The organism is Roseovarius tolerans (assembly GCF_900109855.1).
Classification (GTDB): Bacteria; Pseudomonadota; Alphaproteobacteria; order Rhodobacterales; family Rhodobacteraceae; genus Roseovarius; species Roseovarius tolerans.
On sequence record NZ_FOBO01000007.1, the window covers coordinates 29,677 to 51,908 of the forward strand.

The window sequence follows — 22,232 nt, forward strand, 5'->3', positions numbered from 1 at the left end:
CGCCATCTAAAAATCGCTGAGGCGGCGGGTGGTTTCGGGGTCCATGAAGCCCGCGATGGTGGCCTCGGTCTCAAGGTCCATGGCGCGGCGCAAGTCGGGGGTTGCGGTGGCGTTGAGCACCCGTTTCATCGCCCGCACCGAAAGCGGCGGGAGTTCGGCCAGGCGGCGGGCGGTAGCGTGGGCCGTCTCCAGCAGGTCACCGTCGGGCGCGGTTTTCCATGCCAGCCTCATGTCGTGCAGGGTCACGGCGTCGTAGCGGTCGCCGAAGGTGAGCATCTCGCGTGCCCGCGCCAGCCCGACCAGCGCGGGCAAGAGCGCGGTCACCCCGCCGGTCACGAAGAGGTTGAGCGACACCTCGGGGAAAAAGCCGCGCGCGCTGTCGGCCCAGATCGGGAAATCGCAGTTGATCGCCCATTCAAAGCCACCGCCCACCGCCCAGCCATTGATCGCGCCGACCACGGGTTTCGGCCCGAATGTGATTGCGAGTGTCGCGCGCTGGATCGCCAGCACCAGATCGCGCGCCTCCTCCTCCGATGCGGGGTGAACATGATCCTGCCGGTCGTCGCCTGCGCAGAACGCCTTGCCCGCGCCGGTGAACACTATGGCGCGGGTTCCCGGGTCGGCATTGGCGGCGTCGAAGGCGCGGGCCACGTCGTCGATCAACGCGCGGTTCATCGCGTTGAGCCGGTGCGGGCGGTTGAGGGTGATGCGGCGCACGGCGCCCTCGTGCAACGCGCTCAGCACGGTGTCATAGGTGAAATCGGTCATGGGTATCTCCTTTGCACGCGGCTCGTCTTGCCCTCGGTCAGCGGGAAGGTGCCATGCGGCACTAGCGTGATGCGCGCGGTCGCGCCGAGGTCGCGCTTGATGGCCTGCGCCACCTCTTCGGCCAGCCCCGGTGCGGCGTCTTGCCCCTTGGCCAGTTCCGCCGTGACCGGCAGGCTGTCATGGGGCGGGGGCGTGTCGAGTGATATGCGGTAGTCGCCCGAGAGCGCCGAGAACCGGTTGAGGACGGCAGCGACCATGGTGGGGAATAGGTTGAGGCCTCGCACCACCACCATGTCATCCGAGCGACCCACCACGCGAAACCGAAACCCCGTGCGCCCGCAGCTGCAGGGGGCGGTCTCGTCCACGGTGATGATATCGCCGCTGCGAAAACGCACAAGCGGCTGGCAGTCGCGCACCAGATGCGTGAGGACCAGTTCTCCGGTCTGTCCTGCGGTGAGGGGCAGGGGAGCGCCGTTTTCGGGCTCGATCAGTTCGGGCCAGAGCACGTCTGCCCCCATGAAATGCAGGCGCGTGTCATGCTCGCATTGCGCCGCAAAATTGCAGAACACGTCCGAGACGCCGTAATTGGCGTTGCGCGGCTCCATCCCCCAGACGTCCTCCAGGCGGGCGCGGAAGGCCGGGTCGTCAAGCCCCGCCTCGCCGCCGAACAGCCCCAGTTTCAGGCCGAGATCACGAGGGCTGAGATCGGGGAAACGCTCTGCGATGACACGCTCCAGCACTGACGGATAAGACGGCGTGCAGGAGATCGCGGTGATCCCCACCTCGCGGATGGTCCGCACCAGCAATTCGGTTGATCCGGTGCCGAATGGCACCACCAGCGCGCCGGTGGCCTGAAGCGTCATGTGATCGGTCAGCCCGCCCATCCACATTTGGTAGTTGAGGCAATGCACCACCGTGTGATCTGGCGTCAGCCCGGCGGCGGATTGACAACGCCCGCCCACGGCCTCGGTCACCGCGCAGTCGCGCGCCGAGAGCGCGAGGTTCATCGCCTGCCCGGTGGTGCCCGAGGTGCGGTGCAGGCGCACCGCGTCGTGGCGGGCCGCGGCCATGTAGTTGCCAAAGGGCGGGTGTTCAGCCTGTGCCAAGCGCAGTTGCGCCTTGTCCGAGAGGGGCAGGGCGGGCAGATTGGTCAGATCAGCGGGCGGCGCGGCGCCCTCCCACAGGTCGCGGTAAAAGCCCGAATGGCGGGCGACGTAACCGGCCTGAGTGGCCCAGGCGGCGGACTGATGGGCGCGCAGGCGGTCAGGGCTGGCGTATTCGGCTTGGTCGAGAAGGCTCATGGCTGCAATCCCCTCTCCCAGAGGGTGGTGAGCGTTGCGACGACCGCCGCGCGGTCGGAGGAGACCGCGACCAGCCCCGGTTCGCCCGAAAGATGCAGGCTGGAGAGGTAGTGGTCGGTCATGCCGCCAAGCGCATAGGCGCGGCGGGTGAGTTCGGCCTCGGGCAGGGTATCGCGCCCGTCGAGGGCGTGGCGGCGGCGGGTGGCCTTGACCACGATGGCGATCCAGTCGCGGTTGAGCCGGTGAAACGCCGCGCGCGCCGCCGGAAACGCGTAAAGGTGGTGGACAAGGCATTTCATCAGCCCGCGATTGGTTTCGAAGAGGGTGACATAGGCTTGCGTTGCGGCGCGCATGGGCGCGTGGGGTTTGGTGCGGCCCGCGTCGATCATGTGAATCTGCAGGAAATTCGCGAAGCCTTGCAGAAGATCGTCGAGCAGTTGCGCCTGATCGGAGAAGTAGAGGTAGAACGTACCATTGGCCACGCCCGCCTCGCGGCAGATGGCGGCGATGTTCAGATCCTGCGGTGCGCACGTTTCTAGCAGATGGCAGGCGGCGACCCGGATGGCCTGCGCGGTGCGTTGGCCCTTGGCGAGGTGGATGGCCTCGTCGGCAAGGGTCTCCGGATAGCTGTGAGAGGTGGGCATGGGGGCACGATAGTTTATGAATATGAATTCATGTTCATTTTTTTGAGTAATATGTCAAGACGGTTTGGAGTGACCGAGGACTCGCCTGTTGCCGCTTGTTCAGCCAATGCGGCGCCCCGGCACCCCGGCGGGTCGAAGGGCAGGAACTCGACTGCGCCGCGCTTGACCTGCGCGCTGGCCTTTTCGCTCACATCGGCGAGCACGAGGCCGCCGGGGGTGTGCAGCACGAGGTCGATGGGTATGTCGCGCGGCGTGGCCTTGATCGCGGAAATGATGGATCGGGCATCCTCCAGCCCAATCATGTTGGACATATTGAAACCGAACAGGCTGCGCTTTTCCGGCCGATGGACCATGGTGATGACCCGGCTGCGACGGCGTTTCTCGATGCCACGGATGGCCCGGGCGCGACGCAGTGTGAACATCCGTCCGGTTAAAAGCGGTTGCAGCATCAACGCGAGACAAGCGAGGACGAGGAGGGTAGAAAGATTGAATTCCATACACTTGCCTCGGGTTAAGATAAGAGTCGGATCCGGTTTTGCCACATCTGTTGCAATCACTGGGTGGTAAGTGAATTGAAAAATCATGCGTGATGCTACAATGATGGTAGTCGGTTAAATGTCTCGGAAAGAGACGCGTAACACAAGTCCAAGAGGCACGGGCGATGAAACAGGTCCTTATTCTACTCATGATCTTCGGCGTATCGGGCTGTGGCGGGGCGAACCGGTTTGGCGGCGATGTCCGCGCGGCGCGGCCCATGGCGTCGGGACCGATTTCGGATGCCTGCCTGCAATCGGATCGCAAGGCACGCTCGCGCGCGCTCTGCGGCTGTATTCAGGCAGTGGCCAACGATACGTTGAGCGGACGAGATCAGCGCCGCGCCGTCAGCTTTTACCGTGACCCGCATGCCGCGCAGGAAATCCGGCAATCGGACCGTCCCGGCGACGAACGGTTCTGGCGCGTCTACACCACCTATGCCGAGCAGGCGGAACGCGTCTGCGCCTGATGCGCTGCGCCCGGTTCGGGCTCGAGACTCGTCTGAAACACCCTTTTTCAAACCTTGCGCGCCCTGACCCAAGGGGCGAGCAGTGTTATATTCTTCCCGTTATGCGTGAAAAATAGTTGCTTTCCACTAAAGTTTTGCCCTAAAGAACGTGAATAATCACATCAAATGGGATTTTGCTATCCAGAAGGATCGCACCCTCGCGCCGTGCGTTGCCGGTGCCGGGCTCTATGGAAGTGGAGTGTCGGGATGACGTTCAATCTTGCCCTCGAAGAGATCGCGCAGAACGCCTATACCTCGGCGCATTTCGGCGGCAACATCCTTGCCACCGGAGACCGTCTGGGGGCCGATGGCACGTTTGACGAGACCGCCGAGGCGCTCAACATCGAGTTTCTGCGCTATCCCGGCGGGGCGCTGATCGGGGCATCGGCGGATGCTCGATCCGGTGATCAGAGAGTTGACCATAGAGCTCACACCGTAAGCCGAGGCGGCAGAGCCGTATCTGTTGTCATTCCTGATGAATGGCGAAGAGACCGGCCCTGACGAGAGCGAGGATCAGGGCGAGGCGATCTTGCCGGGCCTGCCGGTGCTGCCCGCGCAAGAGCCGCCATCCGAGGACGAGAGCACCGCTGCGGCGGCGGACGATGCTAATGACGGTGGCGGCGGATTGGGGGCCCTAGGCCTTGCCAAGTTGCCGCTTTTGTTACTGGCAGGCGCGGGCTGAAGCCCGCGTGGACATCACGCCTTGAGCCGGTAGCCCCGTGCCAGCATCCACCATGCCAGAAGGCTGACGGCGAGGGTGGAACCCGCACCGACCGCAAGGCCCAGCATCGGCGCGCTGTCCGAGACGCCGATCACCCCGAAGCGCACCCCGTCGATCAGGTAGAATACCGGGTTGAAATGGGTGATCGAATAGAGGCCCGGCGGCAGCGCCTCGACCGAGTAGAAGGTGCCCGACAGGAATGCGAGCGGTGTCACCACGAAGTTGGTGATCGCCGCCATCTGGTCGAACTTGTTCGCGAAAATCCCCGCGACGATGCCGACCCCGCTCATGAAGGTCGCGCCAAGCAGCACGAAGATCAACGCCCAGACCGGGTGCGCCGGGACAATGCCGAGCACCGCGAACAGCCCTGCACTGATCGCGAGCGCCACGAACACACCGCGCCCGACGCCCCCGGCAAGATAGCCCAGCACCAGTTCTCCGCCCGACAGCGGCGGCATCAGCGTGTCGACGATATTGCCCTGCACCTTCGAGATCACGATCGAGGACGAGGTATTGGCAAACGCGTTCTGGATCACCGTCATCATCAGGATGCCCGGCGCGATGAAGGTGGTGAAATCCACACCCATCACGTCACCCCGGCGCGGCCCGATGGCGATGGAGAAGATCACCATGAACAGGCCCGCCGTGATCAGCGGGGCCAGCAGCGTCTGTGTCCAGACCGCGAGAAAGCGGCGGTTTTCGCGCTCGGCCAGCGTCATCAAGCCCAGCCAGTTGACCCGGCCGAAGCGGCGGGTGCCCATCTCGGCAAGGCCGGTGGTGGCTGTCTGTGTCGCGTGGTCTCTCATGGGGGCTACCTGCCTGTCGGTTTGGCGTGAAAACTGCGCGTGGATGGGCGCGTGGACGATTCGATGCCTTGTAACTCACACACCAGTGATTAGAATAGGCCATCGATCCGAATGACAAGGCGGCGGGCCAATGGCCGGGCCGCCTTTTGATGCCGTTAGATGCAAGACCTGATGCAAGGAAGCCCCGATGTCGTGGAATGACGAACGCGTAGATCTGTTGAAGAAGATGTGGGGCGAGGGGCAATCCGCCAGCCAGATCGCGAAGGAGTTGGGCGGTGTGACGCGCAACGCGGTGATCGGCAAGGTGCATCGCCTCGGCCTGTCCAATCGCAACGGCTCTGGTGCGTCGGGTGCGGCGAGTGAGGCAAAGCCCGCGCCGGCCGCCGAGGCCAAGCCCAAGCCCGCGCCGAAGCCTGCCCCCAAGCCTGCGCCGAAACCCGCCGCCAAGCCCGAGGCCCCGGCAGAGGCGGCCCCGGCCCCGGTCTCGCGCATCAAGGCGATCATCCCGGCAGGCCAGCCCCTGCCGCCGCAGCCCTCGGCCAACGAGATCGATCCTGAGGCGCTCGCCAAGGTGAGCGAGATCGAGAAGAAGGCCAAGCGGCTGACCTTGATGGAACTGACCGAACGCACCTGCAAATGGCCGGTGGGCGATCCCGCGACCGAGGATTTCTGGTTCTGCGGTCTGCCCGTGCAGGCGGGCAAGCCCTATTGCGAGGCGCATGTCGGCGTCGCGTTCCAGCCGATGTCGAACCGGCGCGACCGCAAGCGCTGAGAGTTCTCGTAGATTAAAGGAAATGCGCCCCGCTGTGATGCCGGGGCGTATTCTTTTTTGCCTGCGGATCTGGCCCCGGGTCCAGATCCCGGGGCGATATCGATCAGCCGATGGCCGCTGCCTTGACGTCCTCGTCGATGAACGGGACGTATTGCGCAAAATTGTCGGCGAACATCTGCACCAGCTTGGCGGCCTGGCGGTCATAGGCCGCCGGGTCGTCCCAAGTGCGGCGCGGGTCGAGCAGCACTTCGGCCACGTCCGGCACGGCCACCGGCACGTCAAAGCCGAAATTCTCGTCCTTGCGGAATTCCACATCGCCGAGCGGCCCGTCGAGTGCTGCGGTCAGCAGCGCGCGCGTCGCCTGGATGGGCATGCGCGAGCCGGTGCCGTAGGCGCCGCCGGTCCAGCCGGTATTGACCAGCCAGCAGGTCGCGCCATGCTTGGCGATCTTGGCTTTCAGCAGGTTGCCATAGGCCTCGGGGCGGCGCGGCATGAAGGGCGCGCCAAAGCAGGTGGAGAAGGTGGGCTCGGGTTCGGTCACGCCGCGCTCCGTGCCCGCCACCTTGGAGGTGAAGCCCGAAAGGAAGTGATACATCGCCTGCGCCGGTGTCAGCCGCGCGATGGGCGGCAGCACGCCGAACGCGTCGCATGTCAGCATGATGATGTTCTTGGGATGTCCGCCAAGCGCCGTCTCCGACGCGTTGGAGATATAATGCAGCGGGTAGGCGCAGCGCATGTTCGCCGTAAGGCTGTCATCTGCGAAGTCGAGTTCGAGCGTGTCTTCGTCGAACACCATGTTCTCGACCACCGTGCCGAATTTCGACGTGGTGGCATAGATTTCAGGCTCTGCATCTGGATCGAGGTTGATCGTCTTGGCATAGCAGCCGCCCTCGAAATTGAAGGTGCCGCGATCCGACCAGCCATGCTCGTCATCGCCGATCAGCGTGCGCGCGGGATCGGCAGAAAGCGTCGTCTTGCCGGTGCCCGACAGGCCGAAGAATACGGCGGTGTCGACCGGGTTGCCCTTGGCATGGTTGGCCGAGCAGTGCATCGGCATGATGCCCTTTTCCGGCAGCAGGTAGTTAAGCAGGGTGAACACGGACTTCTTGTTCTCGCCAGCGTATTCGGTGCCCCCCACGAGTATCATCTTGCGCTCGAAATTCATCGCGATGACGGTTTCGCTCCGGCAGTCATGCTTGGCGGGGTCGGCCTTGAAGCCGGGGCAGTTGATCAGCGTGAAATCGGCAATGAAACTGTCGAGCGTCTCGCGCTCGGGACGGCGCAGCATGGTGCGGTTGAACAGGCTATGCCAGGCCAGCTCCGAGATCATCCGCACGTTGATCGAATGCGCGGGGTCGGCCCCGCCAACGAGGTCCTGCACGTAATAGTCGCCGTCCTTCATATAGGCCAGCATGTCGTCATGGAGCGCATCGAACCCCTCGGGCGACATCGCGGCGTTGTTCTCCCACCAGATGCTGTCCGCGACGTTGTCGGTCTTGACGATATGTTTGTCCTTGGGCGAGCGGCCGGTGAACGTGCCGGTGGTCACGAGGAATGCGCCGCCATTGCCGAGGGTGCCTTCGCCGCGCTTGAGTGCGGCCTCGATCAGCGCCGGTTCGATGAGGTTGTAGTAGACATTGCCCAGCCCGGTGATGCCTTGATCTTCCAGCCGGAATTGCGGGTTGACCCGTCCGAATGTCATGTTGCCTTGCTCCTGTTCGTCGAATCCGCGGAAACGCGGGATCAGAGAGGGGGCGCCGGCGGGCGGCGCCGGTCGGGCACCTTGCCCGGCTGCGCGCGTCTTAACATGACGTTTCCGTAAAATAACAGGACGGTTTCACGCAGTTAGCGCAACCAACGTCAAGTTAGCGCAACCACGTGGATGTTTGCGAAAACGCGGGTCGCCCTCGCGGGGAAAAGTGAGTCAATTTAGCCATTCGCAACAATTTTTTGCCCCAATGGGACGGCGCGACACCGGTGATTCGCAGTTTTGGATTGATAACGCAGTGGGAAACGGCACATAATGGCACAAAAAATGCAGGTAATCTGAGCAGCAATAAGGAATAAAACAATGTCCAGGATCGCCCTTGTGGACGATGACAGGAATATTCTGACATCCGTAGCCATGACACTCGAGGCCGAAGGGTTCGAGGTAGAAACATATAATGACGGGCAACAGGCCTTCGACGCGTTCAGCAAGAAATTGCCGGACATGGCCGTGCTCGACATCAAGATGCCGCGGATGGACGGGATGGACCTGTTGCAGCGTCTGCGCCAGAAATCGCAGATGCCGGTGATCTTCCTGACTTCCAAGGATGACGAGATCGACGAGGTTCTTGGCCTGCGCATGGGGGCCGACGATTACGTGAAAAAGCCGTTTTCCCAACGGCTTCTGGTGGAGCGCATCCGCGCCCTTCTGCGGCGTCAGGATGCGCAGAACGGCGAGGTCGTGGCCGAAACCGAAGAGACCAAGGTGATCGAGCGTGGCTATCTGCGGATGGACCCGCTGCGCCACGCGGTCAGCTGGAAAGGGCAGGACGTGTCGCTGACGGTGACCGAATTCCTGCTGTTGCAGGCTCTCGCGCAGCGCCCCGGTTTCGTCAAGAGCCGCGATCAACTGATGGATGTGGCCTATGACGATCAGGTCTATGTCGACGACCGCACCATAGACAGCCATATCAAGCGTCTGCGCAAGAAATTGCGCGTGGTCGATGCCGAATTCTCGGCGATCGAGACGCTTTATGGTATCGGATATCGGTACAACGAAGAATAATGACCCTTGCCGAGGGGATAGACGTGCGCGATTTGCCGCCGCGAAAAGACAGCGATCTCGTCCTTGGGGATGATTTCGTGGCCCCCGACCGTGTCGATGAGGCCGAACTGACCGCGCGGCGCGCGCGGCGCGGCTTTCTATCGCTGCGCGAATCCTCGCTGACGCGCAAGATCGTCACCTTCAACCTCATCGCGCTCAACGTGCTGGTCGTGGGCATCCTCTATCTCAGCGGGTCGCATGACACGATGGTCCGACAGCGCGTCGACAGCCTCACGCAGAGCGCGTCGCTGATGTCGGACGTGGTCGAGGCGCGGCTGCCGGCGACCGCACCGGTCAATTTCGCAACCGGTGATGGGCTTGATGTGGAGGACACGTTGGCGCGCCTCAATGTCGAGACCGGCACCGAGTTGTTGCTGTTTGATCGCACCGGCATGCTGTTGGGGCAAAAATCCGGCGACGTGGCACGCCCCGACGCAGAGCGCGCGCTGCCGGCGACGCCGATGACGGATTTCCTCGGACGGTTCTGGGACTGGATGTCGGCCCCGTTCTCGGGCGGTACTGACGCCGACGCAGTGCGCAGCCTTGAGGACATGGTGCGCGACATGGTTGACTCGGCGGTGGCCGACGGTGTGCAGGTGCGCAGTGCCGCCGGACCGAGCGGCACGATCCTGTCGGCGGCGGCCCCGGTCTTGCAGGGCAATACTCCGGTTGCAGTGGTGGCGCTGGCCAATGCTTCGGGCGAGATCGACAAGCTCGCGCGGATAGAGCGCGAGCGCGTCTTGCAGATGTTCCTGATCGCCACGCTGATTTCGGTTGGGCTCAGCCTGATCCTCGCCTCGACCATCTCGAACCCGTTGGCCGATCTGGCCGCAGCCGCCGAGATCGGGCGCGAACGCAATCGCCAGAAGGGCGCGGGCGGGCGCATCCGCATTCCCGACCTCACCGCGCGGCCCGACGAGATCGGGCGTCTCTCGGGCGCGCTCCGGGGCATGGTCGGCGCGCTTTACCACAGGATCGAGAGCAACGAGCAGTTCGCCGCCGACGTGGCGCATGAGATCAAGAACCCGCTGGCGAGCCTGCGCTCGGCGGTGGGCACGATGCGTATCGCCAAGCGCGAGGATCAGCGCGAGCGCCTATTGGAGGTGATTGAACATGACGTGCGCCGTCTCGACCGCCTGGTGAGCGACATTTCCAACGCATCGCGGCTGGACAGCGAACTGGTCAAGGAAGAGCAGGAAGCATTCGACCTGCTGACGATGCTTCGCAATCTGGGTCAGTATCTGGGCGAAGAGGCCGAGAAGAAGGGCGTCGATTTCATCACCGATTTCCCTGAGCAGCCCATTGTCATCACCGGGCTGGAGGCGCGGCTGGCGCAGGTGTTCGTCAATTTGATCACCAATGCGATCAGTTTCTGCGAAGAGGGTGACGCGATCCGGGTCTGGGCCCGGCGGCGCGCCAACCGGGTGCTGGTGGTGGTTGAAGATACCGGCCCCGGCATTCCGGATCAGGCGCTGGAAAAGGTGTTTCAACGCTTCTACTCCGAGCGGCCCGAGGGCGATTTTGGCAACAATTCAGGGCTGGGCCTTGCGATTTCCAAGCAGATCGTCGAGGCGCATGACGGTGTGATCTGGGCCGAGAACATTCGCCCTACCCATGCCGATGCAACCTCCGATCCGCTCGGCGCGCGCTTTGTCGTGGGCCTGCCGGTCTGATCCGGTGACCACCCACGCGCCCGCGCAAGAGACTATCGTTCATGCCACCTGCGTGACGCTGGAGGGACGCGCCGCGCTCATTCGCGGTATGGCGGGACAGGGCAAGTCGGGGCTGGCGCTGCAACTCATTGCGCTAGGGGCCACGCTGGTCGCCGATGATCGCACCCGGCTCTGGCGGGACGGGGATCGGCTGATGGCCGATGCGCCCGACACGATCCGTGGCCGGATCGAGGCGCGCGGCTTGGGCATCCTGCATCTGCCGCAGACCGGGCCCGCGCCCGTGGCCTGCGTGGTCGATCTGGACCGCAATGAAACCGACCGGCTGCCGCCCCTTCGTCACGAAACCGTGATGGATCTGCACCTGCCGTCCTTCGGAAAATCGCCGCATCCGCATTTTCCTGCCGCGATCCTGCTATATCTCAGGTATGGAACGATGAGTTGAGGCCAGATGCCAGGATGACCATCAAGACGGATAGAGAAGCAACCGACGTGACCGGGGACGGGCGCCCACGGCTTGTCTTGGTGACCGGCCCATCCGGGGCCGGACGCAGCACCGCCATTCGGGCGCTCGAGGATATGGGGTTCGAGGCGATCGACAACATGCCACTAAGCCTGCTGCCCCGCCTTTTGGAGGGCAGCGCACCGCCGGACAAGCCGCTGGCGCTGGGTCTTGATGTACGCAACCGTGATTTCTCGACCAATGCATTGATCGAGTTAATCGACCGGCGCGACTGGCATGCCGGGCTGCCCTTGCAGGTCCTGTATCTCGATTGCCGACCCGAGGTGCTGCAACGGCGCTTTTCCGAGACCCGTCGCCGCCATCCCCTTGCCCCTGCGGAAAGTCCCGAACTGGGCATCGCGCGGGAATTCGATCTGCTTGGGCCGGTCCGCGCGCGCGCCGATCTGGTGATCGACACATCCGACATGTCGCCGCATGATCTGCGCGCGGACCTGGAACGCTGGTTCATCCCGCGCGGTGCCGTGCGGCTGGCCGTATCGGTGCATTCGTTTTCCTACAAGCGCGGCCTGCCGCGCGGGCTCGACATCGCGCTGGATTGTCGGTTCCTGAACAATCCCTATTGGGAGCCGTCGCTGCGCAGCCTCGACGGGCGCGCGCCCGAGGTGGCGGATTTCGTGCGGTCTGATCCGCGTTTCGAGAGCTTTCGCGCCAAGGTGACTGCGCTCGTCGAAGAGTTGCTGCCCGCCTACGAGGCCGAGGGCAAGGCCTATCTCGCCATCGGTTTTGGTTGCACCGGCGGGCAGCATCGGAGCGTGGCGATGGCAGAAACCCTCGCGGCAACCCTTGCGCAGGACGGCTGGCAAGTGTCTATAAGGCATCGCGAACTGGAGCGGCGCGGCCCTGAGCGGGCCGCGCCGCCCCCATCTGAGGAGTGACCCAAGTCGTGATCGGCATCGTTATCGTCGCGCATGGCGGGCTGGCCCGCGAATATCTGAGGGCGGTCGAACATGTGGTCGGCCGCCAATCCGGTATTGTTGCGATCACCATCGAGGGCGATCACGACCGTGCGCTCAAGCAGGACGAGATCTGCGCTGCCGCGGATTCCGTCGATACCGGGGGCGGGGTGGTGCTGGTCACCGATATTTTCGGCGGCTCGCCGTCGAACCTGTCGCTTCGCGCCTGCCGCCCCGATGATCGGCGGATTCTCTACGGGGCGAACCTGCCGATGTTGATCAAGCTGGCCAAGAGCCGCCATCTGAGCGTATCCGAGGCGGTGCGCGCCGCGCTGGATGCGGGGCGCAAATATATCGACAGTCACAATGTGACCACGGAATAAGAAGGGGCGGCGAGATGACGGAGAAGGTCACGCGTCAGTTGAAGATCGTGAACGAAAAGGGGCTGCACGCCCGCGCGGCAGCCAAACTGGTCGAGGTGGTCGAGGGGTTTGACGCAACCGCCGAGGTGTCGCATAACGGGCAATCGGCATCGGGCGACAGCATCATGGGGCTTTTGATGTTGGCAGCGGCCAAAGGAAGCACTATTGACGTCGAAATCGCCGGGTCCGATGCGGAACCGCTCGCCGATGCGATGGCGGCGCTGGTCGCGGATCGTTTCGGCGAGGACATGTGAACGCGCGGGAGACCCCCCAAGCGGGGATGAAGAGCGGAGCAGGGACGGGGCAGTGAGCACCAACGCGCAGAACGAGACCGGCACCGAGGCCGGCGAAACGGTCCTATTCACAAAGTATGACCGCCGCAGCCTGACTTATGCCAACAGTTTCGACTCGCCCATGACATCGGCGATCATCCGGTCGATGGAATGGCTGACCGGCAAGATCACCATCGTCCGCATGATCCGCCAGTTCGAGAAACGCGGGGCCCCCACCGGACAGCCGTTCTGGCGGGCCGCTCTCGATACGATGGGGATTCCGCTGCTGACCCCTGATGAGGAAGTGCAGAATATTCCCGCCGACGGTCCTGTGGTGGTGGTGGCCAATCATCCGCATGGGCTGGTCGACGGGATGATCCTGGCTGATCTGATCGGGCGGCGGCGCAGCGATTACAAGATCCTGACGCGCGCCCTGCTGACCGGCATCGACGAGGTGGCGGCGTCCTACATGATCTCGGTGCCGTTCCCGCACGAGCCCGACGCGCAGCGAAAATCCGTCGAAATGCGCGCCAAGGCGATGGCGCATCTCAAGGAAGGCGGCGTGATCAGCGTCTTTCCTTCGGGGGTGGTGGCCTCTTCGGACACCATGTTCGGCCCGGCGGTGGAGCGGGAATGGAACGTGTTCACCGCACAGATGATCCGGCGGTCCGGCGCGCGGGTGGTGCCGATCTTCTTTCCAGGGTCGAACTCGCGCTGGTATCAGATGGCCAACCGTGTTTCGGCGACCCTGCGGCAGGGCCTCCTGCTGCACGAGGTGGTGCATAGCTGCAACCGGCCCCAGCGTCCGGTGGTGGGTCCCCCGGTCAGCGACGAGAGGATGAAGATGCTCGAAAGCGATCCGCGCGGCTTCATGGAATGGCTGCGCGCGCATACGCTATCTCTGGGCGAGGGGCAGCGGTAGCACCGTTGCATCGACTGCAGGTCAGCAACAGGTCAGAGAACCGACGGCCTCTCAGGGAAGATGATTGACCCCGCGTGCCTGCCAGCCGCTCTCCTCCCAGTGCAGTTCTGTCACCGACAGGTTGTCGATCCGGTGGGCGAAGGCGTCATAGGCACTGATCCCGAGCGCCGCCTGAACCTGCGTAAGGATCGCGCCCATATGCGCCACCGCGACGATATCGCGCCCCGGATGGGCGGCGCGCAGGCGTGCCACGGCACCCGAGACGCGCGCCGAGACGTCGTGCCAGCTTTCGCCGCCGGGTGGGCGAATATCACCGGGACGTTCCCAGAAGGCGCGCAAGTGATCCTGATCGGGGATCGTGTCGACACCCTGTAATTCCCAGTCGCCGAAATGGATTTCGCGCAGGTCACGCTCGTCGGCCAGGCGCAGGCGTGGCCCGGCGATGGCATCTGCGGTGGCGCGTGCGCGGACAAGATCGGAGGAGACCATCACAGCCCCCTCCGGCAGATGCGCCGAGAGCCGCGCCAGCTGCGCGGTATTGCTCAGGTCGGCGGGAATGTCGGACCAGCCGACAATGGATTTGGCATGTGTCGGCCCGTGCCGGACCCAGAAAAAGCGGCTCATGGCAGCGCACCCTTGAGCACCTGCGGCAGCCCAGCGATCACGTTCACCACCAACCCCGCGCGCGCCGCGAGGTGCTGGTTGAGCGCGCCCTGCGCATTCTGAAAACGGCGGGCGAGGGCGTTGTCGGGCACCACCGACAAACCGACCTCGTTCGAGACCACCACGACCGGCGCAGCGCAGGTGTCGAGCGCGTGGAAAAGCGCCACCTCGGCTTGTGTCAGATCGCCCTCGTCCATTAAGTGATTGGAAAGCCACATCGTCGCGCAGTCGAGCAGAACGACATCGTCCGGCCCCACCTGCCCAAGCGCCGGGCCAGGATCACGCGGGGCCTCGATGGTGCGCCAGTCGGGCCCGCGCCGGGCACGGTGCCGGTCGAGTTTGGCGCGCATCTCGGCGTCATGAGCCTCGGCGGTGGCGAGGTACACGCGCGGTCCCCCATGCGCCATGACCAGCCTCTCGGCATAGGCCGATTTGCCAGACGCGGCCCCTCCGAGCACCAGGGTCAGTGACGGTAACATGACTCTCAAACCTCGCTTATTTTGATCCGGTTCGCATCTGGCGTCGTAACACCTCGTGAAATACTCAGAAAGACCACATCGGCAACAGATGCATGACAGGGGGATCACATGCCACTCGATGCACCGCAGCAAAGCAACATGTCCCGCACCGCGATGAAGGCAGAAATGCTGGACGCCGAAACCGAACTTGCGCTCGCCTATGCTTGGCGCGACCACCGTGACGAGGCGGCCCTGCACCGCCTGATCACCGCCTATATGCGGCTGGCAATCTCGATGGCGTCCAAGTTCCGACGCTATGGCGCGCCCATGAACGACCTCATCCAGGAGGCAGGGCTTGGCCTGATGAAAGCCGCCGACAAGTTCGACCCTGACCGGGGCGTTCGCTTTTCGACCTATGCGGTGTGGTGGATCAAGGCCAGCATCCAGGATTACGTGATGCGCAACTGGTCGATGGTGCGCACCGGTTCAACCTCCAGCCAGAAATCGCTATTCTTCAACATGCGCCGGGTTCAGGCGCGGATCGAGCGCGAGGCGATGGCAAATGGCGAGGAGCTTGACGGCTACCAGCTGCGCGAGATGATCGCGCATGAAGTCGGTGTTCCCTTGCGCGATGTGGAGATGATGGAAGGCCGCTTGTCCGGCTCCGATTTCTCGCTTAACGCCACGCAATCGTCGGAGGATGAGGGGCGCGAGTGGATCGACACGATCGAGGATGAGGGCGCACGCGGCGATGAGCTTGTCGAGAAGGATCACGATTTGCAGGCGCTGCGCGATTGGCTGGGCGACGCGATGGGCAAGCTCAACGAACGCGAGCGGTTCATCGTCCGTGAACGCAAGCTACGCGATGCGCCGCGCACGCTGGAAAGCCTCGGCGAGGAGTTGAGCCTCTCGAAAGAGCGTGTCCGCCAACTCGAGGCAGCGGCGTTCCAGAAAATGCGCAAGCATCTTGAAAAGCACGGCGGCGAGGTGCAGAACCTGCTCGCATGAGCTTGCGCGCCCTTGCCCTCACAGTCGCACTATGCGCCGCCGGTCCGGCGGCTCCGCAGGACGTGGTGATACTGGGCGAGGAGCATGACAATCCCGACCACCACGCCGAACAGGCCGCGCAGGTGGCGCGCCTTCAACCTTCGGCCATCGTCTTTGAAATGCTGACCGAGGCACAAGCCGCGCGCGTGACCCCCGAATTGCGCGACGATGCCGAGGCGCTGGGTGAGGCGCTTGACTGGGCCGAGAGCGGCTGGCCCGAATTCACCATGTATCATCCGATTTTCACCGCAGCCCCCGAAGCGGCGATTTACGGCGCGCTGGTTCCACGTCCGGTGGCGCGCGAGGTGTTTGACATCGGCCCGGCGGAGGCATTCGGTGACGAGGCCGCGCGCTACGGCCTGCACCGCGATCTCGACCCGGCAGAGCAGGCCACCCGCGAAGCGATGCAGATGTCCGCCCATTGCGACGCGCTGCCCAAGGAGATGCTGCCCGACATGGTCGCCGTCCAACGCCTGCGTGACGCGGTGCTGGCACGGGCGGTGGTCCGCGCGCTTGATGAAACCGGCGGGCCGGTCGCGGTGATCACCGGCAACGGCCATGCGCGCCGTGACTGGGGCGTGCCTGCAGTGCTGGCCGAGGTGGCCCCCGATCTTGATGTCTGGGTCTTGGGGCAAACCGAGGACGGGCGCCCGCTGGAGGGCGGGTTCGACACGGTCAAATCCGCCCCCGCCGCCGAGCGACCCGACCCCTGCGTGGCGTTTCAGTAGCGGCCCCGTGCTCTTGCACGCGCGCCGCCCGCGCCCTACTGTCAGCGCGGCCCTGGAAGGAACGCCCATGCTTGCCTCGAAACGCATTCTTCTGATCATCGGCGGCGGAATCGCGGCCTACAAGTCGCTCGACCTCATCCGGCGACTGCGCGAGCGCGGCGCCGAGGTGGTACCGGTGCTGACCCGGGCGGGATCGGAATTTGTCACGCCGCTATCGGTGTCGGCGCTGGCCGGGCGCAAGATCTTCTCGGACCTCTTCGACCTGACCGACGAGGCCGAGATGGGGCATATCGAGCTCAGCCGCTCGGCCGATCTGATTGTCGTGGCCCCGGCCACCGCCGACCTGATGGCCAAGATGGCGCATGGCCATGCGGATGATCTGGCCTCGACCCTGCTGCTGGCCACCGATACGCCGGTGCTGCTGGCCCCGGCGATGAACGTGCGGATGTGGCAGCACGCGGCGACGCAGCGCAATATCGAGACGCTGATTGGTGACGGCATCGGTTTTGTTGGCCCGAATGAGGGCGGTATGGCCTGCGGCGAGTATGGCCCGGGGCGGATGGCCGAGGTTACCGGAATTTTGGCGGCGATCGAGGCGGCGCTGGCCGACGGCCCGCTGCGCGGGCGGCGCGTGCTGGTGACCTCCGGCCCGACGCATGAGCCCATCGACCCGGTGCGCTATATCGCCAACCGATCTTCCGGGGCGCAGGGCACGGCGATTGCACGGGCGCTGGCGGCTTTGGGTGCGGAGGTGGTCTTTGTCACCGGTCCCGCCACCGTGCCGACCCCCGAAGGCGTCGAGGTGATCCGCGTCGAGACCGCGCAGGAGATGCTGGCGGCGGTCGAAGGCGCGCTGCCCGTCGATGCCGCCGTGTTCGCCGCCGCCGTGGCCGATTGGCGCGTGACCAGTGAAAGCGACCGCAAGATGAAGAAGACCGAGGGCGGGTTGCCGCTGCTGGAATTTGCCGAGAACCCGGACATTCTGGCGACGGTGAGCCGGATGGCCGAGGGACGCCCGGCCTTGGTGGTGGGCTTTGCCGCCGAGACGCATGACGTGGTGGACCTTGCCACCGCTAAGCGCGCGCGCAAAGGGTGTGACTGGATTGTCGCCAATGACGTGAGCCATGCCACGGGGATCATGGGCGGAGCCGAGAATGCCGTGACCCTGATCACCAAAGAGGGCGCGGACAGTTGGCCGCGCATGGGCAAGGATCAGGTGGCGCGGCAACTGGCCGAGCGCATCGCGCAGGCGCTGGCCTGAGGATTTTGAGTGTTTTTAGAAAGATGAAAAGGGACTGCGGATGCTGACCGTCGCGTTTCAATGGGAGGAAGGAGCGGATCGCGCGTTGGGCCTGCCTGCCTATGAGACAGACGGGGCGGCGGGGGCCGATCTGCGCGCGAATTTCCCGGATCGCGGCGTGGTGATGCTGGAGCCGGGGGCGCGGGCGCTGGTGCCGACGGGGCTGCGGCTGATGGTGCCTGCGGGATACGAGGTGCAACTGCGCCCCCGTTCAGGGCTGGCGCTCAAATACGGGATCACCCTGCCCAATAGCCCCGGCACCATTGACGCCGACTATCGCGGCCCCTTGGGGGTGATCGTGATGAATGCGGGCGAGGAGCCGTTCGAGATTGAGCATGGCGCGCGCATCGCGCAGATGGTGGTCGCCCCGGTAATCCAGGCCCGGTTTGAGGCGGTCGAAAGCCTTGAGGCCACTGCGCGCGGTGCCGGTGGGTTCGGCTCCACGGGTGTGCGCTGATGCTGCTGGTTCTGGTGATGGCGGCGGTGCTCTGGGGCATCGGGGCGGCGATGGGCACACCTCGGCGGCTGCGCTGGGGCATGATCGCGGCGCTCTGGGCCGGGGTCACGCTGGCGCATCTGGTCTTGCCTGTAGGGCATCCCATCCGGCTCGCCACCGGTGAGAGGGCGGCGCTGTGGCTGATGATAGGCGGCGCCGCGGTGCTGGTGCTGGTCTATCGTGCGGCGCTGCGACGGTTGCGGGACCGGGCCGGGCGGCGCGAGGCCGAGGCGGACACCAGCCCCAAGCCGCTCTTTTCCGAGGCCGAACTGGGCCGCTATGCCCGCCATATCGTGCTGCGAGAGATCGGCGGGCCGGGGCAGAAGGCGCTCAAGCACGCGCGAGTGCTGGTGATCGGGGCAGGGGGGCTCGGTTCTCCGGTGCTCTTGTATCTGGCCGCGGCCGGGGTCGGCACCATCGGTGTGATCGACGATGACGAGGTCGACAATTCCAACCTGCAACGGCAGGTGATCCACCGCGATGACGATATCGGCCTGCCCAAGGTGCAGTCGGCCATGGCCGCGATGCAGGCGCAGAACCCCAATGTCGTGGTGCGCCCTTACCGGCGACGGCTGTCGCCCGAGATCGCCGGGGATCTCTTTGCCGACTACGATCTGATCCTCGACGGTACCGACAATTTCGAGACGCGCTATCTGGCCAATGCCGCCGCCGTTGCACAGGGCAAACCGCTGATTTCCGGCGCGCTGTCGCAATGGGAGGGGCAGTTGAGTGTGTTCGATCCCGCCCATGGTGCGCCCTGCTATCAATGCATCTTTCCCGAGGCCCCCGCACCCGGTCTTGCGCCCTCCTGCGCCGAGGCGGGCGTTCTTGGCCCCTTGCCCGGCGTGGTCGGCGCGATGATGGCCGCCGAGGCGGTGAAACTGATCACCGGGGCGGGGCAGAGCTTGCGCGGGGAAATGCTGATTTACGACGCGCTTTATGGCGAGAGCCGCAAGATCGCGGTAGGCCGCCGCGCGGATTGCCCGATCTGCGGCGACAAAGGAGAGAGACATGACCAACCCGTTGCTGGCTGAGTGGAAGACGCCCTTTGCCCTCGCGCCGTTTGACGCGATTTCCGACGAGGATTTCGCCCCCGCCTTTGATGCGGCGATGCAAGAGGCGCGCGCGGAGGTGGCGGCGATTGCCGACAATCCCGACGCGCCGACCTTCGCCAACACGATCGAGGCACTGGAAGCGTCGGGCAAGGCGCTCGACAAGGTGTTGTCGGTGTTCTTCACCGTGGCGGGCGCGGACAGCAACCCGAGGCGGCAGGAACTTCAGCGCGACTTCGGCCCGAAACTGGCCGCGTATTCGTCTGAGTTATACGGCAACAAGCAACTTTTCGCGCGGGTCGAGGCGGTCTGGCAGGCGCGCGAGGCGCTCGACCCGACAGCCGAGCAGCAGCGCCTGTTGATGCTGACGCATCGCGCCTTTCGTCGGGCGGGCGCGGCGCTGACCGGCGAGCAGGACAAACGCATGCGCGCGATCATGGCGCGGCTGGTGGAGCTGGGCACCGCCTTCACGCAGAACCTGCTGGCGGATGAGGCCGGCTGGCATATGGAACTCAGCGAAGGTGATCTGGAAGGGCTGCCGGACTTCGTGATCCGCTCTGCCCGCGCGGCGGGGCAGGAGAAAGGGGCAGATGGCCCCGTTATCACGCTCTCGCGTTCGCTGATCGTGCCATTCCTGCAATTCTCTCCGCGCCGCGACCTGCGCCGAAAGGCGTTTGAGGCATGGGTCTCGCGCGGGGCCATGGGCGGCGAGACCGACAACCGCGCCATCGCCGAGGAGATACTGCGCCTGCGGGCCGAGCGCGCAGCGCTTCTGGGCTACGAGAACTTTGCCGCCTACAAGCTGGAAACCGAGATGGCCAAGACGCCGGAGGCGGTACGTGATCTGCTGATGGCGGTCTGGGAACCGGCCAAGACGCAGGCCGAGGCCGATGCGGACACGCTTACCGCGATGATGCGTGCCGACGGGATCAACGGCGATCTCGAGCCTTGGGACTGGCGTTACTATTCCGAGAAGCGGCGACAGGCCGAGCATGATCTGGATGAGACCGCGCTCAAGCCATATCTCTCGCTCGACGCGATGATCGAGGCGGCGTTCGGCTGCGCCAATCGGCTGTTTGGCCTCGAATTCAAACCGCTCGATATCGCACTCTACCACCCAGATTGCCGCGCGTGGGAGGTGACGCGCGAGGGGCGGCATGTGGCGGTCTTCATCGGAGATTACTTCGCGCGCGGCTCCAAACGCTCTGGCGCGTGGTGCTCTTCGATGCGCGGTCAGGCCAAACTGCCAAATGTGCAGGGGCCGGTGGTGATCAACGTGTGCAATTTCGCCAAGGGCGATCCGGCATTGCTCAGCTATGACGACGCGCGCACGCTGTTTCATGAATTTGGCCACGCGCTGCATCACCTGTTGTCGGATGTGAGCTATGAGAGCCTGTCGGGCACCTCCGTGGCGCGCGATTTCGTGGAACTTCCAAGCCAGCTTTATGAGCATTGGCTGGAGGTGCCGGAGGTGCTGGAACGCTACGCCACCCATGTCGAGACCGGCGCGGCGATGCCGCCCGAGATGCTGGAACGGCTGCTCAAGGCGACGACCTATGACATGGGCTTCCAGACCGTGGAATATGTGGCCTCGGCCCTGGTCGATCTCGCCTTTCACGAAGGCGCGCCGCCCGACGACCTGATCGCGGCGCAGCGCGATGTGCTGAACCGGTTGGGGCTGCCCCACGCGATCACAATGCGCCACGCGAGCCCGCATTTCGCGCATGTGTTCTCGGGCGACGGCTATTCCAGCGGCTATTACAGCTACATGTGGTCCGAGGTGATGGATGCCGATGCCTTCGCCGCCTTCGAGGAGGCGGGGGGTGCCTTCGATGCCGCGCAGGCGCGGGCGCTGGAGCGGCATATCCTGTCGCAGGGTGGATCGTCGGACCCGGCAGAGCTTTATACCGCGTTCCGTGGACGGCTTCCGGGGGTCGAGGCGCTCTTGCGCGGGCGCGGTCTGGCGGCCTGATTGCCCAGAAAAAATGCCTGGAAAGCGGCGGGTCGCGTGGTTATCCGGCGCGATCCACATTTTTCGAATCAGTGCTTATTGACGGATTCGTCCTGTCTGGACTATATCTTGTGATATTCAAACCGAGGGCCCTCTAATCGCTGTGGCCCTGGCATATATGGGGGTATACGGTGCATTCATGCGCTAAAGGACGGCTGACATGCGCCCGAGCGCCTGCGTTTGCCCCACATCTGTCGCCGAACGTCATTGACGAATTTAGGAGTTTTCCATGTTGCGTGCGTCCCTGATCGCGGCGGCCTTTCTGGCGGTGACTATTGCATTGGTGCTGATGCAGCCGGGCAAACCGCGCCTTATGGCCGCGCCTGAGATGCCCCTGACCGAGGAGGTCACACGCAGCGGCCCCGATCTGGCCGAGGTCGGCACCCCGCTGGGCAAGCCGACCGATCCGCTGGTGCAGAGCATGCAGGCGGCGGTTGACCTGGGAGCGTCAGCACAGGCCCCACGCCCCGAACAGGCCGCCCCGAAAGCCGCAAGTGGTCTCGAAGGCATGGTGATCGAGGCGTTGGGGCAGGGCCAGTCCGAAAGCTATATCGACGCGCTGGTCAATGACGCGGCGCAAAAGGGCCGGGTCGAGGTGCCCAGCGCGCTGGTCACGCCCGAGGGACGGGTCGATACCGCCGTGCTGCTGAGCGCGCTGTCGCAGCCCGCCCGCCCACGCGTTCCGCCCAGCTATACCGTCGCCACCGGCGACAGCCTCGCCGCGATCGCCTATCGCTTCTACGGCGATCTCAACCGGCAGTCGGATATCGTCGCGGTCAATCCAGATACGCTTGGGGCGGGCGCGCGCCTTCTAGTGGGGCAGGTGATCAACCTGCCCGGCGGATGACGAACCCGGAACGCAGAACAGGTTACGATGGCAGGAATGATCGAGGGGCCGAACCAACGGCC

At 64.6% G+C, this 22,232-nt stretch carries 26 protein-coding genes; 18 read left to right on the plus strand and 8 right to left on the minus strand.

Going from position 1 to position 22,232, the window contains the following annotated elements:
- Window positions 1-6: 6 nt before the first annotated feature.
- Genes BMX04_RS08480 through BMX04_RS18870 form a run of 4 tightly spaced genes read right to left on the minus strand, consistent with a single transcriptional unit; the run spans window position 7 to window position 3,297 of the window.
- On the minus strand, window positions 7-768 hold the full coding sequence (locus BMX04_RS08480; protein ID WP_074785833.1) for an enoyl-CoA hydratase/isomerase family protein: 762 nt from the start codon (window positions 766-768) through the stop codon (window positions 7-9).
- Entirely contained in the window at window positions 765-2,069 is a 1,305-nt protein-coding gene (locus tag BMX04_RS08485) for a phenylacetate--CoA ligase family protein (RefSeq protein ID WP_074785834.1), read from the minus strand. Before BMX04_RS08485 ends, BMX04_RS08480 begins: the two co-directional genes overlap by 4 nt.
- The gene (locus tag BMX04_RS08490; protein WP_074785835.1) at window positions 2,066-2,713 is read right to left on the minus strand and encodes a TetR/AcrR family transcriptional regulator; all 648 of its coding nucleotides are present in this window, start codon (window positions 2,711-2,713) and stop codon (window positions 2,066-2,068) included. Before BMX04_RS08490 ends, BMX04_RS08485 begins: the two co-directional genes overlap by 4 nt.
- Window positions 2,714-2,727: 14 nt before the next feature.
- Complete coding sequence (locus BMX04_RS18870) at window positions 2,728-3,297, minus strand: SDH family Clp fold serine proteinase (protein ID WP_244888509.1); 570 nt, start codon at window positions 3,295-3,297, stop codon at window positions 2,728-2,730.
- A gap of 77 nt (window positions 3,298-3,374) precedes the next feature.
- Between BMX04_RS18870 and BMX04_RS08500 the strand changes: the two genes are divergently transcribed.
- The 3 genes from BMX04_RS08500 to BMX04_RS08510 all read left to right on the plus strand — a co-directional run bounded on the left by BMX04_RS08500 (window position 3,375) and on the right by BMX04_RS08510 (window position 4,437).
- Window positions 3,375-3,716, plus strand: coding sequence for a hypothetical protein (locus tag BMX04_RS08500; RefSeq protein WP_074785836.1), 342 nt, complete (start codon window positions 3,375-3,377; stop codon window positions 3,714-3,716).
- Between the two features lie 246 nt (window positions 3,717-3,962).
- Window positions 3,963-4,256: a hypothetical protein gene (locus tag BMX04_RS08505; RefSeq protein WP_074785837.1), complete on the plus strand. Its 294-nt coding sequence runs from the start codon at window positions 3,963-3,965 to the stop codon at window positions 4,254-4,256.
- Window positions 4,231-4,437, plus strand: coding sequence for a hypothetical protein (locus tag BMX04_RS08510; protein ID WP_074785838.1), 207 nt, complete (start codon window positions 4,231-4,233; stop codon window positions 4,435-4,437). The genes BMX04_RS08505 and BMX04_RS08510 overlap by 26 nt, the downstream gene beginning before the upstream one ends.
- A 14-nt stretch (window positions 4,438-4,451) precedes the next feature.
- Here BMX04_RS08510 and BMX04_RS08515 read toward each other — a convergent pair whose 3' ends face one another.
- Window positions 4,452-5,282 (minus strand): ABC transporter permease, encoded by an 831-nt coding sequence (locus BMX04_RS08515; protein WP_050663180.1) that lies wholly within the window; start codon window positions 5,280-5,282, stop codon window positions 4,452-4,454.
- A 187-nt stretch (window positions 5,283-5,469) separates the two neighbouring features.
- Here BMX04_RS08515 and BMX04_RS08520 point away from each other — a divergent pair, with 187 nt between their 5' ends.
- On the plus strand, window positions 5,470-6,054 hold the full coding sequence (locus tag BMX04_RS08520; protein WP_074785839.1) for a GcrA family cell cycle regulator: 585 nt from the start codon (window positions 5,470-5,472) through the stop codon (window positions 6,052-6,054).
- A 103-nt stretch (window positions 6,055-6,157) separates the two neighbouring features.
- Here the strand turns inward: BMX04_RS08520 and BMX04_RS08525 are convergent, their stop codons facing one another.
- The gene (locus tag BMX04_RS08525; protein ID WP_074785840.1) at window positions 6,158-7,756 is read right to left on the minus strand and encodes a phosphoenolpyruvate carboxykinase; all 1,599 of its coding nucleotides are present in this window, start codon (window positions 7,754-7,756) and stop codon (window positions 6,158-6,160) included.
- A gap of 369 nt (window positions 7,757-8,125) precedes the next feature.
- Here BMX04_RS08525 and BMX04_RS08530 point away from each other — a divergent pair, with 369 nt between their 5' ends.
- The 7 genes from BMX04_RS08530 to BMX04_RS08560 are packed head-to-tail and all read left to right on the plus strand — an operon-like array spanning window position 8,126 to window position 13,568.
- On the plus strand, window positions 8,126-8,827 hold the full coding sequence (locus BMX04_RS08530; protein WP_074785841.1) for a response regulator transcription factor: 702 nt from the start codon (window positions 8,126-8,128) through the stop codon (window positions 8,825-8,827).
- Window positions 8,827-10,539, plus strand: a complete 1,713-nt coding sequence (locus BMX04_RS08535; protein ID WP_050663511.1) for a sensor histidine kinase — start codon at window positions 8,827-8,829, stop codon at window positions 10,537-10,539. Before BMX04_RS08530 ends, BMX04_RS08535 begins: the two co-directional genes overlap by 1 nt.
- Window positions 10,517-10,981 (plus strand): HPr kinase/phosphorylase, encoded by a 465-nt coding sequence (locus BMX04_RS08540; protein WP_244888510.1) that lies wholly within the window; start codon window positions 10,517-10,519, stop codon window positions 10,979-10,981. The genes BMX04_RS08535 and BMX04_RS08540 overlap by 23 nt, the downstream gene beginning before the upstream one ends.
- A gap of 14 nt (window positions 10,982-10,995) precedes the next feature.
- On the plus strand, window positions 10,996-11,934 hold the full coding sequence (gene rapZ / locus BMX04_RS08545; RefSeq protein WP_074785843.1) for an RNase adapter RapZ: 939 nt from the start codon (window positions 10,996-10,998) through the stop codon (window positions 11,932-11,934).
- Window positions 11,935-11,942: 8 nt separating this feature from the next.
- On the plus strand, window positions 11,943-12,335 hold the full coding sequence (locus BMX04_RS08550; protein WP_050663515.1) for a PTS sugar transporter subunit IIA: 393 nt from the start codon (window positions 11,943-11,945) through the stop codon (window positions 12,333-12,335).
- A gap of 14 nt (window positions 12,336-12,349) precedes the next feature.
- Window positions 12,350-12,628 (plus strand): HPr family phosphocarrier protein, encoded by a 279-nt coding sequence (locus BMX04_RS08555; protein WP_050663508.1) that lies wholly within the window; start codon window positions 12,350-12,352, stop codon window positions 12,626-12,628.
- Between the two features lie 52 nt (window positions 12,629-12,680).
- Complete coding sequence (locus BMX04_RS08560; RefSeq protein WP_074785844.1) at window positions 12,681-13,568, plus strand: lysophospholipid acyltransferase family protein; 888 nt, start codon at window positions 12,681-12,683, stop codon at window positions 13,566-13,568.
- Between the two features lie 51 nt (window positions 13,569-13,619).
- Here BMX04_RS08560 and BMX04_RS08565 read toward each other — a convergent pair whose 3' ends face one another.
- Window positions 13,620-14,192, minus strand: a complete 573-nt coding sequence (locus BMX04_RS08565) for a histidine phosphatase family protein (protein WP_074785845.1) — start codon at window positions 14,190-14,192, stop codon at window positions 13,620-13,622.
- On the minus strand, window positions 14,189-14,710 hold the full coding sequence (cobU, locus tag BMX04_RS08570; protein ID WP_074785846.1) for a bifunctional adenosylcobinamide kinase/adenosylcobinamide-phosphate guanylyltransferase: 522 nt from the start codon (window positions 14,708-14,710) through the stop codon (window positions 14,189-14,191). The genes BMX04_RS08565 and cobU overlap by 4 nt, the downstream gene beginning before the upstream one ends.
- 108 nt (window positions 14,711-14,818) lie before the next feature.
- Between cobU and BMX04_RS08575 the strand changes: the two genes are divergently transcribed.
- The 7 genes from BMX04_RS08575 to BMX04_RS08605 all read left to right on the plus strand — a co-directional run bounded on the left by BMX04_RS08575 (window position 14,819) and on the right by BMX04_RS08605 (window position 22,170).
- A complete protein-coding gene (locus tag BMX04_RS08575) occupies window positions 14,819-15,697 on the plus strand; it encodes an RNA polymerase factor sigma-32 (protein WP_074785847.1) in 879 nt (292 codons plus the stop codon).
- Window positions 15,694-16,464: a ChaN family lipoprotein gene (locus tag BMX04_RS08580; RefSeq protein WP_074785848.1), complete on the plus strand. Its 771-nt coding sequence runs from the start codon at window positions 15,694-15,696 to the stop codon at window positions 16,462-16,464. Before BMX04_RS08575 ends, BMX04_RS08580 begins: the two co-directional genes overlap by 4 nt.
- A gap of 67 nt (window positions 16,465-16,531) precedes the next feature.
- The gene (gene coaBC, locus BMX04_RS08585) at window positions 16,532-17,725 is read left to right on the plus strand and encodes a bifunctional phosphopantothenoylcysteine decarboxylase/phosphopantothenate--cysteine ligase CoaBC (RefSeq protein WP_074785849.1); all 1,194 of its coding nucleotides are present in this window, start codon (window positions 16,532-16,534) and stop codon (window positions 17,723-17,725) included.
- A 40-nt stretch (window positions 17,726-17,765) separates the two neighbouring features.
- Window positions 17,766-18,221, plus strand: coding sequence for a dUTP diphosphatase (gene dut / locus BMX04_RS08590; RefSeq protein WP_074785850.1), 456 nt, complete (start codon window positions 17,766-17,768; stop codon window positions 18,219-18,221).
- Window positions 18,221-19,294 carry a HesA/MoeB/ThiF family protein gene (locus BMX04_RS08595; protein WP_074785851.1) on the plus strand — a complete coding sequence of 358 codons (1,074 nt, stop codon included), beginning with the start codon at window positions 18,221-18,223 and terminating at the stop codon, window positions 19,292-19,294. The genes dut and BMX04_RS08595 overlap by 1 nt, the downstream gene beginning before the upstream one ends.
- Window positions 19,272-21,284 (plus strand): M3 family metallopeptidase, encoded by a 2,013-nt coding sequence (locus tag BMX04_RS08600; protein ID WP_074785852.1) that lies wholly within the window; start codon window positions 19,272-19,274, stop codon window positions 21,282-21,284. The genes BMX04_RS08595 and BMX04_RS08600 overlap by 23 nt, the downstream gene beginning before the upstream one ends.
- 268 nt (window positions 21,285-21,552) lie before the next feature.
- Complete coding sequence (locus BMX04_RS08605) at window positions 21,553-22,170, plus strand: LysM peptidoglycan-binding domain-containing protein (protein ID WP_074785853.1); 618 nt, start codon at window positions 21,553-21,555, stop codon at window positions 22,168-22,170.
- Window positions 22,171-22,232: the final 62 nt, after the last annotated feature.

Bases quoted from the DNA above. Each gene is read 5' to 3' on its own strand.
- BMX04_RS08480 (WP_074785833.1), bottom strand. From the start codon at position 768: ATGACCGATTTCACCTATGACACCGTGCTGAGCGCGTTGCACGAGGGC.
- BMX04_RS08485 (WP_074785834.1), bottom strand. From the start codon at position 2,069: ATGAGCCTTCTCGACCAAGCCGAATACGCCAGCCCTGACCGCCTGCGC.
- BMX04_RS08490 (WP_074785835.1), bottom strand. From the start codon at position 2,713: ATGCCCACCTCTCACAGCTATCCGGAGACCCTTGCCGACGAGGCCATC.
- BMX04_RS18870 (WP_244888509.1), bottom strand. From the start codon at position 3,297: ATGATTTTTCAATTCACTTACCACCCAGTGATTGCAACAGATGTGGCA.
- BMX04_RS08500 (WP_074785836.1), top strand. From the start codon at position 3,375: ATGAAACAGGTCCTTATTCTACTCATGATCTTCGGCGTATCGGGCTGT.
- BMX04_RS08505 (WP_074785837.1), top strand. From the start codon at position 3,963: ATGACGTTCAATCTTGCCCTCGAAGAGATCGCGCAGAACGCCTATACC.
- BMX04_RS08510 (WP_074785838.1), top strand. From the start codon at position 4,231: ATGAATGGCGAAGAGACCGGCCCTGACGAGAGCGAGGATCAGGGCGAG.
- BMX04_RS08515 (WP_050663180.1), bottom strand. From the start codon at position 5,282: ATGAGAGACCACGCGACACAGACAGCCACCACCGGCCTTGCCGAGATG.
- BMX04_RS08520 (WP_074785839.1), top strand. From the start codon at position 5,470: ATGTCGTGGAATGACGAACGCGTAGATCTGTTGAAGAAGATGTGGGGC.
- BMX04_RS08525 (WP_074785840.1), bottom strand. From the start codon at position 7,756: ATGACATTCGGACGGGTCAACCCGCAATTCCGGCTGGAAGATCAAGGC.
- BMX04_RS08530 (WP_074785841.1), top strand. From the start codon at position 8,126: ATGTCCAGGATCGCCCTTGTGGACGATGACAGGAATATTCTGACATCC.
- BMX04_RS08535 (WP_050663511.1), top strand. From the start codon at position 8,827: ATGACCCTTGCCGAGGGGATAGACGTGCGCGATTTGCCGCCGCGAAAA.
- rapZ (WP_074785843.1), top strand. From the start codon at position 10,996: ATGACCATCAAGACGGATAGAGAAGCAACCGACGTGACCGGGGACGGG.
- BMX04_RS08555 (WP_050663508.1), top strand. From the start codon at position 12,350: ATGACGGAGAAGGTCACGCGTCAGTTGAAGATCGTGAACGAAAAGGGG.
- BMX04_RS08565 (WP_074785845.1), bottom strand. From the start codon at position 14,192: ATGAGCCGCTTTTTCTGGGTCCGGCACGGGCCGACACATGCCAAATCC.
- cobU (WP_074785846.1), bottom strand. From the start codon at position 14,710: ATGTTACCGTCACTGACCCTGGTGCTCGGAGGGGCCGCGTCTGGCAAA.
- BMX04_RS08575 (WP_074785847.1), top strand. From the start codon at position 14,819: ATGCCACTCGATGCACCGCAGCAAAGCAACATGTCCCGCACCGCGATG.
- BMX04_RS08580 (WP_074785848.1), top strand. From the start codon at position 15,694: ATGAGCTTGCGCGCCCTTGCCCTCACAGTCGCACTATGCGCCGCCGGT.
- coaBC (WP_074785849.1), top strand. From the start codon at position 16,532: ATGCTTGCCTCGAAACGCATTCTTCTGATCATCGGCGGCGGAATCGCG.
- dut (WP_074785850.1), top strand. From the start codon at position 17,766: ATGCTGACCGTCGCGTTTCAATGGGAGGAAGGAGCGGATCGCGCGTTG.
- BMX04_RS08595 (WP_074785851.1), top strand. From the start codon at position 18,221: ATGCTGCTGGTTCTGGTGATGGCGGCGGTGCTCTGGGGCATCGGGGCG.
- BMX04_RS08600 (WP_074785852.1), top strand. From the start codon at position 19,272: ATGACCAACCCGTTGCTGGCTGAGTGGAAGACGCCCTTTGCCCTCGCG.
- BMX04_RS08605 (WP_074785853.1), top strand. From the start codon at position 21,553: ATGTTGCGTGCGTCCCTGATCGCGGCGGCCTTTCTGGCGGTGACTATT.